Origin of the sequence: Nocardia sp. NBC_01730, assembly GCF_035920445.1 — a bacterium.
Lineage (GTDB): Bacteria > Actinomycetota > Actinomycetes > Mycobacteriales > Mycobacteriaceae > Nocardia.
On the sequence record NZ_CP109162.1, the window covers coordinates 3816753 to 3832745 of the forward strand.

13 protein-coding genes and 1 tRNA gene are annotated in these 15993 nt (G+C 68.4%); 4 read left to right on the forward strand and 10 right to left on the reverse strand.

Annotated features, from left to right (window positions below):
- Positions 1-114: 114 nt before the first annotated feature.
- The 3 genes from OHB12_RS15315 to OHB12_RS15325 all read right to left on the reverse strand — a co-directional run bounded on the left by OHB12_RS15315 (position 115) and on the right by OHB12_RS15325 (position 2605).
- A tRNA-Gln gene (locus OHB12_RS15315) sits at positions 115-186 on the reverse strand.
- Between the two features lie 132 nt (positions 187-318).
- A complete protein-coding gene (gltX, locus tag OHB12_RS15320; RefSeq protein WP_327120077.1) occupies positions 319-1791 on the reverse strand; it encodes a glutamate--tRNA ligase in 1473 nt (490 codons plus the stop codon).
- Positions 1792-1804: 13 nt separating this feature from the next.
- Positions 1805-2605 (reverse strand): fumarylacetoacetate hydrolase family protein, encoded by an 801-nt coding sequence (locus OHB12_RS15325; RefSeq protein WP_327120079.1) that lies wholly within the window; start codon positions 2603-2605, stop codon positions 1805-1807.
- A gap of 220 nt (positions 2606-2825) precedes the next feature.
- On the opposite strand from OHB12_RS15325, the gene OHB12_RS15330 reads away from it, so the two are divergent.
- On the forward strand, positions 2826-4010 hold the full coding sequence (locus OHB12_RS15330) for an MFS transporter (protein ID WP_327120081.1): 1185 nt from the start codon (positions 2826-2828) through the stop codon (positions 4008-4010).
- Positions 4011-4110: 100 nt separating this feature from the next.
- Here OHB12_RS15330 and OHB12_RS15335 read toward each other — a convergent pair whose 3' ends face one another.
- Complete coding sequence (locus OHB12_RS15335) at positions 4111-5118, reverse strand: 3-isopropylmalate dehydrogenase (protein WP_327120083.1); 1008 nt, start codon at positions 5116-5118, stop codon at positions 4111-4113.
- A gap of 296 nt (positions 5119-5414) precedes the next feature.
- A complete protein-coding gene (gene serA, locus OHB12_RS15340; RefSeq protein WP_327120085.1) occupies positions 5415-7013 on the reverse strand; it encodes a phosphoglycerate dehydrogenase in 1599 nt (532 codons plus the stop codon).
- A 145-nt stretch (positions 7014-7158) separates the two neighbouring features.
- On the opposite strand from serA, the gene OHB12_RS15345 reads away from it, so the two are divergent.
- From OHB12_RS15345 to OHB12_RS15355, 3 genes are all read left to right on the forward strand, one after another.
- On the forward strand, positions 7159-7713 hold the full coding sequence (locus OHB12_RS15345; RefSeq protein ID WP_327120087.1) for a TetR/AcrR family transcriptional regulator: 555 nt from the start codon (positions 7159-7161) through the stop codon (positions 7711-7713).
- Between the two features lie 75 nt (positions 7714-7788).
- Positions 7789-9495 (forward strand): alpha/beta fold hydrolase, encoded by a 1707-nt coding sequence (locus OHB12_RS15350; RefSeq protein WP_327120089.1) that lies wholly within the window; start codon positions 7789-7791, stop codon positions 9493-9495.
- A 286-nt stretch (positions 9496-9781) separates the two neighbouring features.
- Positions 9782-10588 (forward strand): nucleotidyltransferase domain-containing protein, encoded by an 807-nt coding sequence (locus OHB12_RS15355; protein ID WP_327120091.1) that lies wholly within the window; start codon positions 9782-9784, stop codon positions 10586-10588.
- 114 nt (positions 10589-10702) lie between these two features.
- On the opposite strand, the gene OHB12_RS15360 is transcribed toward OHB12_RS15355, so the two are convergent.
- The 5 genes from OHB12_RS15360 to iolC form a co-directional block, all read right to left on the reverse strand.
- Complete coding sequence (locus OHB12_RS15360; RefSeq protein ID WP_054814460.1) at positions 10703-10906, reverse strand: cold-shock protein; 204 nt, start codon at positions 10904-10906, stop codon at positions 10703-10705.
- Positions 10907-11338: 432 nt separating this feature from the next.
- The gene (gene iolD, locus OHB12_RS15365; RefSeq protein ID WP_327120095.1) at positions 11339-13180 is read right to left on the reverse strand and encodes a 3D-(3,5/4)-trihydroxycyclohexane-1,2-dione acylhydrolase (decyclizing); all 1842 of its coding nucleotides are present in this window, start codon (positions 13178-13180) and stop codon (positions 11339-11341) included.
- Positions 13177-14064: a 5-deoxy-glucuronate isomerase gene (gene iolB / locus OHB12_RS15370; protein WP_327120097.1), complete on the reverse strand. Its 888-nt coding sequence runs from the start codon at positions 14062-14064 to the stop codon at positions 13177-13179. Before iolB ends, iolD begins: the two co-directional genes overlap by 4 nt.
- Positions 14065-14128: 64 nt before the next feature.
- Positions 14129-15022: a Cgl0159 family (beta/alpha)8-fold protein gene (locus OHB12_RS15375; protein ID WP_327120099.1), complete on the reverse strand. Its 894-nt coding sequence runs from the start codon at positions 15020-15022 to the stop codon at positions 14129-14131.
- A gap of 31 nt (positions 15023-15053) precedes the next feature.
- On the reverse strand, positions 15054-15992 hold the full coding sequence (iolC, locus tag OHB12_RS15380; RefSeq protein ID WP_327120101.1) for a 5-dehydro-2-deoxygluconokinase: 939 nt from the start codon (positions 15990-15992) through the stop codon (positions 15054-15056).
- Position 15993: the final 1 nt, after the last annotated feature.

The window sequence follows — 15993 nt, forward strand, 5'->3', positions numbered from 1 at the left end:
TGATGATCTTTCGATCAGGATGCTCGGCTAGCTTAACCGGCCGAAGCCCGGCGACCAAATCGCCGGATGCTGTACTCATTTCGGCCGCGAACCGAAGTCGAACAACACTCTCCGCTGGGGTACCAGGACTCGAACCTAGAATGGCTGAACCAGAATCAGCTGTGTTGCCAATTACACCATACCCCAATGACCAGGTCGTTCAGTCTCGCGTCTGGCTGACTCGAGACCGTGTTCCGGGCCGAGAAGAAGAGTACCAAACGGCTACCGGTATATTACAAATCGCCTGGTCAAAGCCGCATTTCCACCCGGTGCGCGCGCTCAGGCCTGCGCGGCCCACGCCAGCGCCGCGCGCAGCCGTTCCACGGTGACCGCACGGCCGAGTAGTTCCAGCGACTCGTACAGCGGCGGGCTGATGTGCGAGCCGGTGACCGCGACCCGCACCGGCGCGAAGGCCTTGCGCGGTTTGAGTCCCAGATCATCGATCAGCGCCGTTTTCAGCGCGTCTTCGAGCGCCGGTGCCGTCCATTCCGTCAGCGGCTCCACCGCGGCAATAGCAGCCTGCAATACCGCGGTCGCGTCGGCGCCGAGATTCTTGGCGCCCGCGACGGGATCGATCGTGAACTGATCCGCAGGCGCGAACAAGAAACGTAACAGTTCCCAAGCGTCCGACAACACCACGATCCTGGTCTGCACGAGTTCGGCCGCCGCGGTGAACACCTTCTCATCGATTTCCGCACCGATGTGGCCGTGTTCGGTGAGGTAATCCCGAAGTCGGTATGCGAAATCACCGTGCTCCAGCAATCGGATGTGCTCGGCGTTGATCGCGTCCGCCTTCTTCTGGTCGAATCTGGCCGGATTCGAATTTACTTTCGATATGTCGAAAGCCTCGACCATCTCCGCCATAGTGAACACATCACGATCCTCCGCGAGGCCCCAGCCAAGTAGGGCGAGGTAATTCAGCAAACCCTCTGGGATGAATCCTCGGTCGCGGTGAGCGAACAGATTCGACTCCGGATCACGCTTGGACAACTTCTTGTTGCCCTGACCCATGACGAAGGGCAGATGGCCGAACTCAGGAGTGAAGTCGGTGACCCCGATCCGGCGCAACGCGGAATAGAGCGCGAGCTGACGCGGGGTCGAGGAGAGCAGGTCCTCACCGCGCAGCACGTGGGTGATCCGCATCAGCGCGTCGTCGACCGGGTTGACCAGTGTGTACAGCGGATCTCCGTTGCCGCGGGTGAGCGCGAAATCCGGCACCGTCCCCGCCTTGAAGGTGGTCTCGCCGCGCACGAGATCGTGCCAGGACAGATCCTCGTCGGGCATCCGGAGCCGAACCACGGCGGGGCGCCCGGCCTCGCGATGCGCCGCGATCTGCTGGGGAGTGAGGTCGCGGTCGTAGTTGTCGTAGCCGAGCTTCGGATCGCGTCCAGCGGCGCGATGGCGGGCCTCGACTTCCTCAGGCGTGGAGAAGGATTCGTAGGCCTCCCCCGCCTCCAGCAAACGCCGAACCACGTCCAGATGCCGATCCCTTCGCTGCGATTGGCGGTACGGTTCGTAGGGCCCGCCGACCTCCGGCCCCTCGTCCCAGGTGAGGCCGAGCCAGCGCAACGCGTCGATGATCGCCCGGTAGGACTCCTCGGAATCGCGTGCGGCATCGGTATCTTCGATGCGGAAGACGAACGTGCCTCCGTGATGGCGGGCGTATGCCCAGTTGAACAGCGCCGTCCGGATCAGGCCGACGTGTGGTGTTCCCGTCGGTGACGGGCAGAATCGGACCCGTACTTCAGTCATGGCTCTCTTTCGATCAGCGTTTGGCGGCAACGGGATTGGTGAGGGTTCCGATGCCCTCCACAGTCACGGACACCTGCTGCCCGTTCTGCAGCGGGCCGACGCCCTCGGGGGTGCCGGTGAGGATGACGTCACCGGGCAGCAGCGTCATCACGGTGGTGATCCACTCGATGAGCTTCGGAATATCGTGCAGCAGAAGAGAAGTGCGGCTGCGCTGACGGACCTCACCGTCGAGCTCGGTGACGATCTCCAGATCCGAAGGATCCAAAGAGGTTTCGATCCACGGTCCGAGCGGGCAGAACGTGTCGTAGCCCTTACCTCTTGTCCACTGGCCGTCGTGGCGCTGTTGGTCGCGGGCGGTGACGTCGTTGGCAGCGGTGTAACCGAGTACGACGTCCAGCGCGCGAGAGGCGGGCACGTCCTTGCACGGACGGCCGATGACGATGGCCAGCTCGCCCTCGTAATCGACCTGAGCGGAGCTGGGCGGCAGGATGATCGGGACATTCGGCCCGATGATCGAGGTGTTCGGCTTGAGGAAGATCACCGGGTCGGCAGGCGCGGGACCGCCCATCTCGGCCGCGTGCGCGGCATAGTTCTTGCCGATGCAGACCACCTTGCTCGCCAGGATCGGCGCGAGCAGTCGCACGTCGGCCAGCGGCCAGCTCCGGCCGGTGAACGTCGGCGTGCCGAACGGGTGTTCCGCGATCTCCTTGGCGATCTCCGATCCCGCCCTACTCCCTCCCGCGATGTCGCTTCCACCGCCTTCGATGCTGACGAAGGCGACCCCATCGGGACTGGCAACTCGACCTAGACGCATGCCCGGCAGTCTATCGACCTGCCTTCACCTGCTTGAACGCGCCCGACCGAGTGGTACGGAACCACAAAGCGGCTCGGCCCGGCTCACATCTGGCCGGATCAGCTGTGAGCAGTGCGACAGTCGTTGTCCGGCGATTCGGCTCGGTCAGCGGTGTACGGTAAGCAGACCTTTCATAAGGTGAGAACGTTGTCCCAAATATTGAGATTCCGGGGTGATGCCGATGGCTACCGTGACGCAGATCCACGATGTTCGCCGGTGGTCCATGCTCGGACTCGGGGTTTTCGCACAGGCATCCAGCGCGGTCTTCATCCACGGCGTCCCCTTCCTCCTGCCCGCGCTGACCGACCGCGGCATGCCGCTGGCCACGGCCGGTCTGCTGGTAGCCATGCCGACCGTCGCACTGGTGTGCACGCTGATCGCGTGGGGATACGTGGTCGACCGGATCGGCGAGCGCAGGGTGCTGGTCGGCGGCCCGCTGCTGATGCTGGCGGCGGGTTGCGCGGCGGCCGCCACGACCGATGACATCGCCCTGGGGGCGCTGTTGTTTCTCGGCGGCATCGGGGCGGCGAGTACCAACGGCGCCAGCGGCCGGGTGATCGTCGGCTGGTTCCCGCCCGAGCGGCGCGGGCTGGCCATGGGCATCCGGCAGACCGCGCAGCCGCTCGGCGTCGGAGTGGGCGCCCTTGCGATTCCGGCCGTGGCCGGGACCTACGGTGTGCCCGCGGCCATTCTGGTACCTGCGATCATGGCGGGCGTTGCCGCCGTCAGCTGCCGGATCGGCATCGTCGACCCGCCCCGCCCCGGGGGCTCCGCCGCCGATTCGGCCTTGCGCGCCAACCCTTATCGCGACGACACCACACTGTGGCGAATCCATCTGGTCTCCGTGCTGCTCGTTGTCCCACAGGGCACCGTCTGGACGTTCGCACTGCTGTGGCTGCACCGCGACGTCGGCTGGTCGCTGGCCGCGGCGGGCGTGCTGGTGACCGCCACCCAACTCCTGGGCGCGCTGGGTCGAATCGGCGCGGGGGCGTGGTCGGATCGCGTCGGCAGCCGGATGGGCCCGCTGCGCACTGTGGCCGTCGCCGCCGTCATCTCGATGGCCGCCTTGGCCATGACCGCGTGGACGCACTGGTGGTTGGCCGCCATCCCGCTGCTGATCGCCGCGTCGGTAATCACCGTCTCCGACAATGGATTGGCGTTCACCGCGGTCGCCGAAATCGCGGGGCCGTACTGGAGCGGACGCGGCCTAGGCATCCAGAACACCGGCCAGAACCTCGCGATGGCCGCCGTCCCCCCGCTATTCGGCGCCCTCATCACGGCAAGCGGCTTCCCCGCCGCGTTCCTGCTCGCGGCCGCAACGGCAGTAGCGGCAATCCCCTTGGTACCCGGCGACCCGATCAGCTGAGAGGCGACCGATCCCGTCGGCCGAACCCTTGGGCCACAAGTCAACTGAACGAAGGTCCCCGCCCCGGGTCGGGGACGGGACCTTCGCCGGGTGCGGTGGGTCAGACGGTGGCGGCGATGCGGTCGCCGATCTGCACGGTCGTGGCGGCGCCGGAGCGGGACTCGAGGTCCTTGGCGACAGCCGACTCGATGCGGGCTGCCGCCTCGGTGTCGCCGAAATGGCTGAGCAGCAAGGAGACCGAGAGGATCGCCGCCGTCGGGTCGGCCTTGGCCTGGCCCGCGATGTCGGGAGCACTGCCGTGCACCGGCTCGAACATGCTCGGGTTGGTCCCGGAGGCGTCGATGTTGCCGCTCGCGGCAAGGCCGATGCCGCCGCTCACCGCGGCGGCGAGGTCGGTGATGATGTCGCCGAACAGGTTGTCGGTGACGATCACGTCGAACCGGCCCGGGTCGTTCACCATGTGGATGGTCGCGGCGTCGATGTGCTGGTAAGCCGTTGTGACATCAGGAAACTCGGTCGCGACCTCGTTCACGGTGCGCTGCCAGAGCGAACCGGCGAAGGTGAGCACGTTGTTCTTGTGCACGAGCGTGAGGTGCTTGCGCCGAGCCTGCGCCTTGGCGAAGGCGTAGCGCACCACGCGCTCGATACCGAAGCGGGTGTTGGTGCTGACTTCGGTCGCCACCTCGTGCGGGGTGTCGACCCGGATCGCGCCGCCCGTGCCGGTGTAGGGGCCCTCGGTGCCCTCGCGCACCACGACGAAGTCGATCTCGGGGCTGCCGGCCAGCGGGCTGGTCACACCGGGGAACAGCTTGGACGGCCGCAGGTTCACGTGATGGTCCAGCGCGAACCGGGTGCGCAGCAGCAGTCCGCGCTCGAGCACGCCGCTCGGCACCGACGGATCACCGATCGCGCCGAGCAGGATCGCATCGTGCTGCTTCAACTCCGGCAGAACCGAGTCCGGCAGGATCTCGCCGGTCGCGTGGTAGCGCCGCGCACCGAGGTCGTATTCGGTCTTCTCGACACCGGGCACGACCACGTCGAGCACCTTGAGCGCCTCGGCGATGACCTCGGGCCCGATACCGTCGCCCGGGATGACAGCAAGCTTCATGACAACAATGCTCCGTTCGATTTTGCCGACCGCGGCCGCCGCAGCGCGCGGGCACGGGTAAGGCCGTCGGGGGTGAGGCACCGACTTTCCGACCGGGTGACCGCAGCACCGTCACGGTACTTGGTGCGGCCGGACGGTCGAGCACCGGGCGCTGCGGCGAACCCACCGCGCACGCCTCTCGCGAGCAGATCGGCAACGCATCGCGCCGATCGCGCAGCGGCAGACCGATGCCGCGCACGAATTGCTTCGTGCGCGGCATCGATCTTCCGGTATCGGGACGCCAGACCCCGATCCGATCAGAACAGATCGACCAGGACGACCTTGGACGCGCCGACCGACTCGGCGATCGCGGCCTGGACATCGGCGGGCACCTCGCGGGCCACCCGCAGCACCACGGTCGCGCCTTCCTTGTCCACGTCCTGGCTCAGCTGCGCGGCGAGAATGTCGACCTCGGCCTCGCCGAGCTTGGTGCCGATCTTGCCCAGGGCGCCCGGCCTGTCCTCGTAGTTCAGCACGGCCAGGTTCAGACCCTCGGCGCGCATGTCGTAGTTGCGGCCGTTGATGTTGACGATCTTCTGCACCTGCTGCGGCTCGGTCAGCGTGCCCGCGACGTTCAGGGTGCGGCCGTCGCCGAACACGGCGCGCAGGTCGACGACGCTGCGGTGGCTCGGGCTCTCCGACGCCGTGGTGACCTCGGCGGTGATGCCGCGGTCCTTGGCGAGGGCAGGCGCGTTCACGAAGGTGACCTGGTCCTCGACCAGCGCGGAGAAGACGCCGCGCAGCGCGGACAGCTCCAGCACCGCCACGTCCTGCGCGGCCAGCTCGCCGCGCACCTGGACCTCGACGCTGACCGGCAGCTCGTTGGACAGTGCGCCGAGCAGGTGGCCCTGCTTGCGCACGATGTCCAGCCACGGCGCGACCTCCTCGCCGACGGTGCCGCCGGTGACGTTCACCGCGCCGGGCACGAACTCACCGGCCAGGGCGAGCAGCACCGACTTCGCGACGTCGGTGCCGGCGCGGTCCTGCGCCTCGGAGGTGGAGGCGCCCAGGTGCGGGGTCACGACGACCTGCGGCAGGTCGAACAGCGGGCTGTCGGTGCTCGGCTCGGTTTCGAACACGTCCAGGCCCGCGGCGCGCACGTGACCGGACTTGATCGCCTCCGCCAGCGCGGCCTCGTCGACCAGACCACCGCGGGCGGCGTTGACGATGATCACGCCCGGCTTGGTCTTGGCGATGGCCTCCTTGCCGATGATGCCCTTGGTCTCGGGGGTCTTCGGCAGATGGATCGAGATCAGATCGGCGCGCTCGAGCAGCTCGTCGAGGCTCAGCAGCTCGATGCCGAGCTGCGCGGCGCGCGCGGGCGACACGTACGGGTCGTAGGCGACGATCTTCGTCTCGAAGGCGGCAAGGCGCGCGGCGAACAGCTGGCCGATGCGGCCGAGCCCGACAACGCCCACGGTCTTGTCGAAGATCTCGACGCCGTTGAACTTGCTGCGCTGCCAGGTGTGCTCGCGCAGCGTGGCGTCCGCGGCCGGGATCTGCCGCGCGGCGGCCAGCAGCAGGGTGACCGCGTGCTCGGCGGCGGTGTGGATGTTCGAGGTCGGCGCGTTGACGACCATGACGCCGCGCTCGGTGGCGGCGGGCACGTCGACGTTGTCGAGGCCGACGCCCGCGCGCGCGACGATCTTCAGGTTCTTTCCGGCCTCCAAGACCTCGGCGTCGACCGTGGTCGCCGAGCGCACGAGCAGTGCGTCGGCTTCGGGCACCGCGGCGAGCAACGCCGGGCGGTCGGGACCATCGACCCAGCGAACCTCGACACCGTCACCGAGCGCGTCGACGGTCGACTGGGCGAGCTTGTCCGCGATCAGAACTACAGGACGGCCTGCTTGGCTCACTGTGGGGTACTCCTGGGGAAAGGGGGTCGGCATTTACCGCCGACCAGCTTAGTCCGCGCGATTCGGGTCCCTCCTACCACCTGGTGGGCGGCCGTCGTCAGTCCCGCGGGTCGAAAAAATATGAAGACCGGTCTACAGTGGCGGCATGGGCGCAAAGGGAACCGAGACACGCGGCAAGCTGGTCGACGCGACGCGCACGCTGATGGAGCGGCACGGCTACTACGGCGCGGGGCTCAACCAGATCCTGGCGACCAGCGGCGCACCGCGCGGCTCGCTGTACTTCCATTTCCCCGGCGGCAAGGACGAACTCGTGGCAGAAGCGATCGCCCAGTCCGGCAAGGAGATCGCGGCTCTGATCGACACGATCGAGCCCGGCGACACCGCCGCCGCAGCGACCAGGCTGCTCGCGGTGTTCGGCGACCGCCTGGAGGACTCCGGCTGGCAGCAGGGCTGCCCGGTCGCCACGGTCGCTCTGGATATCGCGGCGGCGAACGACCCGATCCAGGCCGAGTGCGCGGCCGCCTACGCGGCATGGGAGCAGGCGCTGCGGATTCGGCTCCGCGCCGACGGCCGCGCCGATGCCGACGATCTGGCCGCCGCGCTGCTCGCCATGGTCGAGGGGGCGCTGCTTTTGGCCCGCGCGCAGCGCAGCCGCGAGCCGCTGGAACGGGTAGAGCGCACCATCCGCGCTCTGATCTGAAGCCCGATGACGTGATTTCCCAAAGAGTTCTATTTGCCCAAATAATATGTAGACCGGTCTAGTCAGGAGAATGTCATGTCCGACAGCATCGTGTTCGGCGCCGCCGGGTTCCTCGGCCGCGCCGCGGTCGCCCGCCTGCTCGAGCGAGGCCATTCCGTCACCGCCGCCGTGCGGCAGGGCAGCGAGGAGCGACTCCTCGGGTGGCTGCGGAAACGCGGCGTGGACCCGGCCGCGCTCGACGTGGTGGCATGCGATGTCACCGCACCCGACCTCGGCCTGCCCGCCGGGTTCGATCCCTCCGGCATCCGCGACGTCTACAACTGCGCGGCCCGCTTCGCCTTCGGGCTCGCGCCCGAGGATGCGTACGCGGTCAACGTCACCGGGGCGCTGCGCGTCCTCGACTGGGCTGCCGCGCTGCCCGACCTCCGGCGCGTCGTGCACATCACCGGATACCGAATCACCGTCGAGGAATCCGACGAACAGCACTATGCGCGCGGCGCGTATGGGGCGTCCAAGTTCGAATCGGATCCGCTCTTGCGGCGGCGCGCCGCCGACCTGGGGGTCGCACTGACCATCGCGAACCCGAGCTCCGTGATCGGTCCCGGCCAGTACGTCGGGCTCGCGAGCGTGGTCGAGGAGCTGTGGCACGGCAAGCTCGCGGCGATTCCCGGCGGTCGGGACACCTTCGTTCCGATCGTCGATCTGGGCTACTTCACCGACTTTCTGATCGGTCTGCCCACCCTGCCGGACACCGCGGGCCGGTCGTACACCGTGCTCGACCCCAGAACTCCGGTGTTGCCGAAGCTGATTCGCCTGATCGCCGCCCATCTGGGGGTCCGTGCGCCGCGCTTCTCGGTTCCGGTCGGCGTGATCGCGAAACTCCCGCGCGCGCTGACCGGCGCTGATCCGGAATCGCTGACGTTCATCGCCGACGACCGCTACGACACGTCCGCCGCGGACGAAGTCGCACGGCGGCTCGGGCTCACCATGCCGCCGACGGAGGCGACCGTGCTTGCGTGGGCCGACCATCTCGTAGCCAGCCGATTCGGGACGGTAGAGGCCGATCCGTCCGCTGGATTCAGCGACGGCGTCTGGGTTTCCGGTACGCGCGAAGATCCGGCCTATGTACTGGTGCACGGCCTTCCGCTGGACGGCGAGTCGTGGAACGAGGTCCGCGCCGAACTCGATGCGCCGAGCCTGGTTCTCGACCTGCCCGGGCTGGGACGGTCGGCGCCCGGCGACATCGATGCGGTGCTACCGGGATTGCTCTCGGTGTGCACTCGCCCTGTGCTGGTAGGACATTCACTCGGCTGCGGCCCGGTGCTGCGGTATGCGGCCACGTATCCGGAGCGGATCTCCGGCGTGGTGCTGGTCTCGCCCGCGTTCCTGCAACCGCGGTCCGGTCTGCTGCTTCGCTCACCGCTGGCGGCAGCGGCGCTGCGTCGGATGCCGGCCGCCGCCTTGGCGAAACAGCTCGGCGTGCCGGAGAGCACTGCCCTCGCGAGCGCCGCGGGGAGCCTGCGCAGGCCCGGTGTCGCCGCGCGCACCATCGCAGCGCTGCGCCGCGCAAGCATGCCTGCCAGGCGCGGCGAGTTGCGTGCGCTACTCGACGAGATCGAGGTACCAGTGCGGATCGTCGCCGGGTCCGCCGATCCGCTCACTGTCGCGACACCCCGGGACTCGATCTCGATCGAGGGCACCGGCCACTACCCGCAGTTGACCTATCCGGCGCGGCTCGCGGCCGAGCTCGCCCACATATCCGCCGTCGCGGCGCGCGGCTGACCTCACACAGCCGCCTGCCGTTACGGCGCGACGGACCTCGCACAGCGACGGGCCTCCACACCTCGGTGCGGGGGCCTGCTCGGTCCCGCCTCGGCTCGGCACGCCGGGGTTTTCAATGCCGCTATCGCGTTGGGGTCGCTGGTCGGCGGTGTGGCGGCGGACCGGCTCGGCACCGCGGCGGCCATGTGGCTCGGCGGCGCCGCGCTCGGCAACGCTGCGCGGCAGCCATGAACGACGGCGGAAAAGGAGCTGCGTCGCGCTCGTTCGAACACCTACTATCGCGTCCATGTCCTTGCGCGCGATACCGGGTTCGATGGACCCGACGGTGGTCGGATCCATCGATCGCGAACTGGATCGGGTCGAGCGTGGAAACCACGTGTCGATCCGACTCGCGATCGAAAGCGGCAGTCGCGCTTGGGGATTCCCCTCTCCGGACTCGGACTACGACTGCCGGTTCGTGTACGTCGCCGGGCTGGAGACCTATCTTTCCCCGTGGCGTACCCGCGATGTGCTCGAGACGCCGCTCGCCGGCCTGCTCGACGTGAACGGCTGGGATCTGGCCAAGGCATTACGCCTGCTGGTGCAGGGCAATGCGGTACTCATCGAGTGGCTGATGTCGCCGATCGTGTACCGCGGTGACGCCGATTTCCGCGACCGGCTGCGCGCGGTGGCAGAGGATGTCGCCGACCGGAACAAGGTGGCGCGGCATTATTTGCATTTGGGCGCCAAGCAGTGGGCGTTGTTCGATCGCGCCCGGTCGCTGAAAAAGGTGTTCTATTCGTTACGTCCGGCGATGGCTCTGCGGTGGTTGCTCGAGCATCCCGATGCGACGGTCGCACCGATGCATCTGCCGACACTGATGCGGCACTGCGATCTCCCCACCGACCTCGTGGCGGCGGTGGCCGAGCTGACCGAGCTGAAATCGCGCACCCGCGAGATGGGGCGTGGGACGGTTCCCGCACCGATCGCCACGTTCATCGCGGCGGAATTCGACCGCGCCGCCGACGCGTTCCCCAAGTCGGGCAGCCGGGATTCCGCGCGAGCCAGAGCGATCACGGCGGAGTTCTTCCGCGCCGAGGCGCTGGCAGGCTAGCCGGAGCACTGGCGGTCACCCTGTGGCCGGCACCGGCATCGAGGCCTAAAAGCCCCCTGAACAGGGAAAAGGCCCCGCAACATTGTTCGGGGCCTTTAGAAATCTAAGTCGCGATCAGAGAACGCGGACATCCTGGGCCTGCGGCCCCTTCTGCCCTTGGCCGATCTCGAACTCCACACGCTGCCCCTCATCGAGGGACCGGAAACCCGCGCCGCTAACAGCCGAGTAGTGCACAAAGACGTCGGGTCCTCCGCCGTCCTGCGCGATGAAGCCGAAGCCCTTCTCGCTGTTGAACCACTTCACAATGCCTTGAGCCATTTCATACTTTCTGTAGACGAGCCAGGTGGTGTTATCGATATGCCCTGGTCTCGTAGATCAACGATGCCATGATCCGACGAATTCCTCCACCTTCAGCCCGATAAACTGTGAGCTATCCAATGCTCACCAGCGAGCTGCTTCTGTCACCTCCCTGCTCGGTCGGGTCTCGATCCGGTTACAAAGCACCGGAACAGCCACTCGGGCACCCGCATTTCTCGCCAGGTGCGCTCGCCGTCGTCCCCGACGAGCGCACCCCGATCGCATGGGCTACCGCGCCGGGCATCATGAACTCCTTCTTCGACGCGGTGCGACACCGATACGCTTCTGCTACCAGTTTCCTTGTGCCCCAATGTGATACAGCTTACCGCACGCAGACTCCACCGCTTCAGTCCAGCGGCCGGTGCCGCGCTGCGCACCAGAGCTGAGTTCTGTTCACGGCCGCAGATAGCGCACCTGGTTCGGCTTCGACTCGTCATAAGCGGCCCGACCCGACAGATACTCCGGCACCCCGACCTCCCACCAGGCGCCCGCCTCGGTCCACGCGGACGGCTGGGTGCGCACCACGAGCACGGCCGGCCCGGATGTGCCGGTCGCCGCCGCCCGCGCCCGCAGGTAGGCGTCACGAAATTCGTGCAGGTCGGATGCGGTGAAGACGGCGCATCCCAGCGCGACGGCATGGGCGGCGAAGTCGACGCGGGGCGGCTTTTCGCGGTTGGTGCGGCAGTCGGCGTAGAAGTTGTTGAACGCGGCGGCGCCCTGGCCCTCCTGTAGACGGGCGATCACGGCGTAGCCGTCGTTGTCGCACACCACCGCGACGAACGGATGCCCGGCGAAGGCCGCCGAGAACAGTTCCGAGTTCGACATCAGATAGGAGCCGTCCCCGAGCAGCGTCGTCACCACGCCGTCCCGGTGCGCCATGGCCGCACCCCACGCGCCGGCGAGCTCGTAGCCCATGCAGGAGAAGCCGTACTCGACGTCCATCGTCGGCGCTCCGCCCGACGCGCGCCAGCCGCCGACGAGCTCACCGGGCAAACCACCGGATGCCGTCATGACGTAGTCGCTCGGCCCGCTCAGCTCATTCACCACCCCGACGACCTGCGCATAGCTCGGCGTGCCCGGCGTCGGTGCGCGCAACGTGTTGATATACGAATCCCAGGTGCTGCGCAGGACCGCGGCACGCGCGGTCCACGCCCGATCCACACGCCACTGTCCCACCTGCCCGGCCAGCTCGCGCACGGTGGCCTCGGCGTCGCCGACCACGGCGAGGGCGCCGTGCTTGACGGCATCGAACCGTGCCACGTTGACCGTCACCAGGCGCACGTCCGGCGCGAAGACGGTCCAGGACGCCGTGGTGAAATCCTGCAACCTGGTTCCGACCGCGAGGACCAGGTCGGCGTCGGCCGCCATCGCGTTCGCCGACGCCGAGCCTGTGATACCGAGCGGACCCGCGAACAGCGGATGGTCGTGCGGCACCAAGGTGCGGCCCGCGGTGGTCTCCGCGATCGGAATGCCGACGTGCTCGGCGAATTCCACGGTGGTGCGACCCGCGCCCGAATACCGGACGCCACCGCCGAGAACCAGCAGCGGACGCCGCGCGGCGCACAGCGCGGCGGCGGCTTCGGCGAGTGCCCGCTGATCGGGGCGCGGCCGTGCGACGCGGTGCACGACGGGAGCGAACAGCGCGTCGGGGAAATCGTTGGTCTCGGCCTGAACGTCCTGCGGGAGCGCGAGGACGACCGGCCCGGCTTCCGCGGAGTCGGTGAGCACCCGAACAGCGTGGGGCAGTGTGGAAATCAACTGTTCCGGGCGGGTGATGCGGTCGAAATACCGGCTCACCGCACGGAACGCGTCGTTTACCGTGACGGTCGGGTCACCGAAGTGCTCGACCTGTTGCAGTACCGGGTCCGGCGCCCTCCCCGCAAAGGCGTCCCCCGGAAGGAGCAGCAGCGGAAGGCGGTTCGCGTGTGCGACGCCCGCCGCCGTCACCATGTTCAACGCGCCGGGACCGATCGAGGAGGTCGCGACGCCGACCTGGCGGCGATGCGTGGCCTTGGCGTAACCGATGGCCGCGAGGGCCATCCCCTCTTCGGTATGCCCGCGCCAGACCGGGATCTCCGCGCGCCGTTCGTGCAGCGCGGTACCGAGGCCGAGCACATTGCCGTGCCCGAAGATCCCGAACACCGCCGGGAACAACGGAACTTCGCGGCCGTCGAGTGTCTCGGAGCGCTGTGCGACCAGCCAGGCCACCAGCGCCTGCGCCGTGGTCAGCTTCATCCGATCCGTCCTTCGTGAGTGGTCACCGGGCAGCGCGGGTCGATCGGCTCGGCGTCCCATCGCGCGCGCACCCAGTGGTGCGCCGGGTCGTCGCAGAACGCCATCGACCGCTCCTGCGCCGGACCCGCCAGCACATTGAGGTAGTACATCGGGTAGCCGGGCATGGCGACGCACGGGCCGTGGTAGCCGCGTGGGACCAGGAACACGTCACCGTCCCGCACTGCGACGGTCTCGTCCAGCGCTCCGTCGACCGTGTAGGTCCGGTGCAGGCCGAACCCCTCGCGCGCCGGTGTGATCCCGTCACGTCCGGCGATGCGGAAGTAGTAGATCTCCTCGTTGACGACCTCGCAGTCGCTCGCCTCGTCGTGCTTGTGCGGCGGGTAGGACGACCAGTTGCCGTCCGGGGTGATCAGCTCGCAGGCGTTGAGCTTGTCGGCGTGCGCCCAGACGCCGGGTACGCCGAAGTTGGCGACCTGCCGGGTTGCCACGCCCGCGCCGCGGACTTCTACCGGAATCTGTTCCGCTGGACCGTATTTCGGTGTCAATCGACGGACGCAGCGCGCCATCGGCAGCGCCACCTCCAGATCGCCCTCCGCCACGATGTCCACCTCGGCGTCGCGCGGAACGTAGGCGAAATCCGTCACCCGGGTGAAGACCGATTCCCGTCCCGTCAGCGCGAAATCCGTACCGTCGACGCGCACAGTGCATCCTCCGGCCAGCGGGAGGACGAACGCCTCGAACTCCCCGGTCCGCACGGTCCTCGACGTTCCCGCGCTGATCCGCAGCACCCGCAGTCCCGTGTAGGTCCATCCGGCGTCCTCGGGGGTCAGCACGATCGGGTCGTCGTCGCGGCACAGCGTTCCCGCAGGCCGATGCTGCGTCATCGCACCTCCTCCCGCACCCGGTCGGCGCCGCGACCGCGCCGCGTCATAGGGGCGCCTCGACGTCTCATCGGGCGTCCCGCAACAGGCGGGCGGCGGCATCCACCACCTGGGCGACGTCGCCGTCCGGCGGATATAGCAGGGTCCGCCCGACCACCAGACCGCGAACCACGTCGTGGCCGAGCGCGCCGTGCCAGTACGCGAGATCCGCCGCCGGGTCGCCGGAGGGCGCGCCGCCGAGCACGACCACCGGAAGAGTTGTCGCGTCCAGCACCGAAATATCCTGTGGTGACGGAATTTTCAGCCAGGTGTAGGCGGAGGTGACGCCGAGGCCGGAGGCCACCGTGATCGCCCTGGACAGCGATGGCGCGTCCTTGCTCATCACCAGCGCGCCGGAATCGTCCCGGTGGTAGGGCAACGGCTCGACCATCGCCATCAGCCCGTGCGCCGCCAATTCGGAGACCGCCTGCGCGCAGGCTTGCAGGGTCGGCACCGTCCCCGCGTCGGAATCGACCAAACGCAGCAGCATTTTGCCGCCGTCGAGGCGAAAGCGCACAAGGGATTCGGCGTCGTAACCGGTGAAGCGGTCGTCGATCTCCCATTCCGCGCCGGCCAGTCCGCCGCGGTTCATCGAGCCGATCACGACCTTGTCGTCCAGCGCGTCCAACAGCAGCAACTCCTCCACCACGTCGGGTGAACCGAGCACGCCGTCGACATCCGGGTTCTCCAACGCGATCAGCAGCCGTTCCAGCAGGGTGCGCCGGTCTGCCATGGCCGTGCGGTCCGCGCCGACGCCGAGAGCGCCGCGGGCCGGGTGATCCGCGGCGACCAGGAACAGGGTCTGCTTGCCCGCAAGCAGGCTCGGGCGGCGCACCCGTTTCGCATACGCCTGTTCGACCGCCGCGGGTTCGGTCGCGCGGACGCGCAGCAGCTCACGCCAGCGACCGTCGGTCACATGCACTGCTTCCTCCTTTCCGCGGTCCGGCTCCGACTCAGCCGCACAGCAGTTCCTCGATCTCCGCCCCGGTCGGCATCGCGTCCGCGCAGGCGAGGCGCGAGGCCACCAGCGCGCCCGCGGCGTTGGCGTAGGTGGCGATCCGCCGCGGGTCCCAGTCCAACAGCAGTCCGTGGATCAGCGCACCGCCGAATCCGTCGCCGGCGCCGAGCCCGCACACCACCTCCACGGGGCACGGCGGTACCGTCCATCGTTCGGAGTCGGTGGCCACGAGCACCCCGTCGGCGCCCCGCTTGATCACCGCGAGGCGCACGCCGCGCGCCAGCACCCGGTCCGCCGCCGCGTCCGGGTCCGCGGTGCCCACCGCCACCTGGACCTCGGTGCGGTTGCCGACCACCACGTTCACGTGGTCGAGCATCCAGCCGATCTCGGCCCGCGCGGTGTCCACGTCGGGCCAGAACATCGGCCGGTAGTCCAGGTCGAGCACGGTGTGCCCGCGTCGCGCGCGCCGCCGCAGGATCGCGCGCTGGGTACCGCGCCCCGGCTCGGAGCTCACGCCGGTGCCGGTAACCCAGAGCAGCGGCACCGAATCCACCACGTCCCAGGGGACCTCGTCCTCGGTGATGGTGAGATCCGGCGCGATCGGCGCCCGATAGAACAGCAGCGGCGGGTCGGCGGGGGGCGCGAGCTCGCAGAAGACCACCGGCGTCAGCAGATTCGGTGCCGTGGTGACGTAGCGGGACGAGACGCCGAAATCGTCGAGCGCCGACCGCACGAAATCGCCGAAACCGTCGGGCCCCACCTTGGTCAGCACCGCCGACCGCCTGCCGAGCCTGGCGGCGGCCACCGCGACATTGGTTGCGGTGCCGCCCAGGAACTTCGCGAAGGTCCGCACCTGTGCCAGCCCGACGCCGCTCTGCTCGGGATACAGGTCCACCCCGACCCGGCCGATGGTCAGAGCCTCCAGATCCGTCACG

Coding starts and splice junctions, on each gene's coding strand:
- iolD (WP_327120095.1), bottom strand. CDS start 13,180: ATGAAGCTGACCACGGCGCAGGCGCTGGTGGCCTGGCTGGTCGCACAG.
- OHB12_RS15360 (WP_054814460.1), bottom strand. CDS start 10,906: ATGGCTCAAGGCATTGTGAAGTGGTTCAACAGCGAGAAGGGCTTCGGC.
- OHB12_RS15325 (WP_327120079.1), bottom strand. CDS start 2,605: ATGCGTCTAGGTCGAGTTGCCAGTCCCGATGGGGTCGCCTTCGTCAGC.
- OHB12_RS15355 (WP_327120091.1), top strand. CDS start 9,782: ATGTCCTTGCGCGCGATACCGGGTTCGATGGACCCGACGGTGGTCGGA.
- OHB12_RS15330 (WP_327120081.1), top strand. CDS start 2,826: ATGGCTACCGTGACGCAGATCCACGATGTTCGCCGGTGGTCCATGCTC.
- iolB (WP_327120097.1), bottom strand. CDS start 14,064: ATGACGCAGCATCGGCCTGCGGGAACGCTGTGCCGCGACGACGACCCG.
- OHB12_RS15350 (WP_327120089.1), top strand. CDS start 7,789: ATGTCCGACAGCATCGTGTTCGGCGCCGCCGGGTTCCTCGGCCGCGCC.
- OHB12_RS15335 (WP_327120083.1), bottom strand. CDS start 5,118: ATGAAGCTTGCTGTCATCCCGGGCGACGGTATCGGGCCCGAGGTCATC.
- gltX (WP_327120077.1), bottom strand. CDS start 1,791: ATGACTGAAGTACGGGTCCGATTCTGCCCGTCACCGACGGGAACACCA.
- OHB12_RS15345 (WP_327120087.1), top strand. CDS start 7,159: ATGGGCGCAAAGGGAACCGAGACACGCGGCAAGCTGGTCGACGCGACG.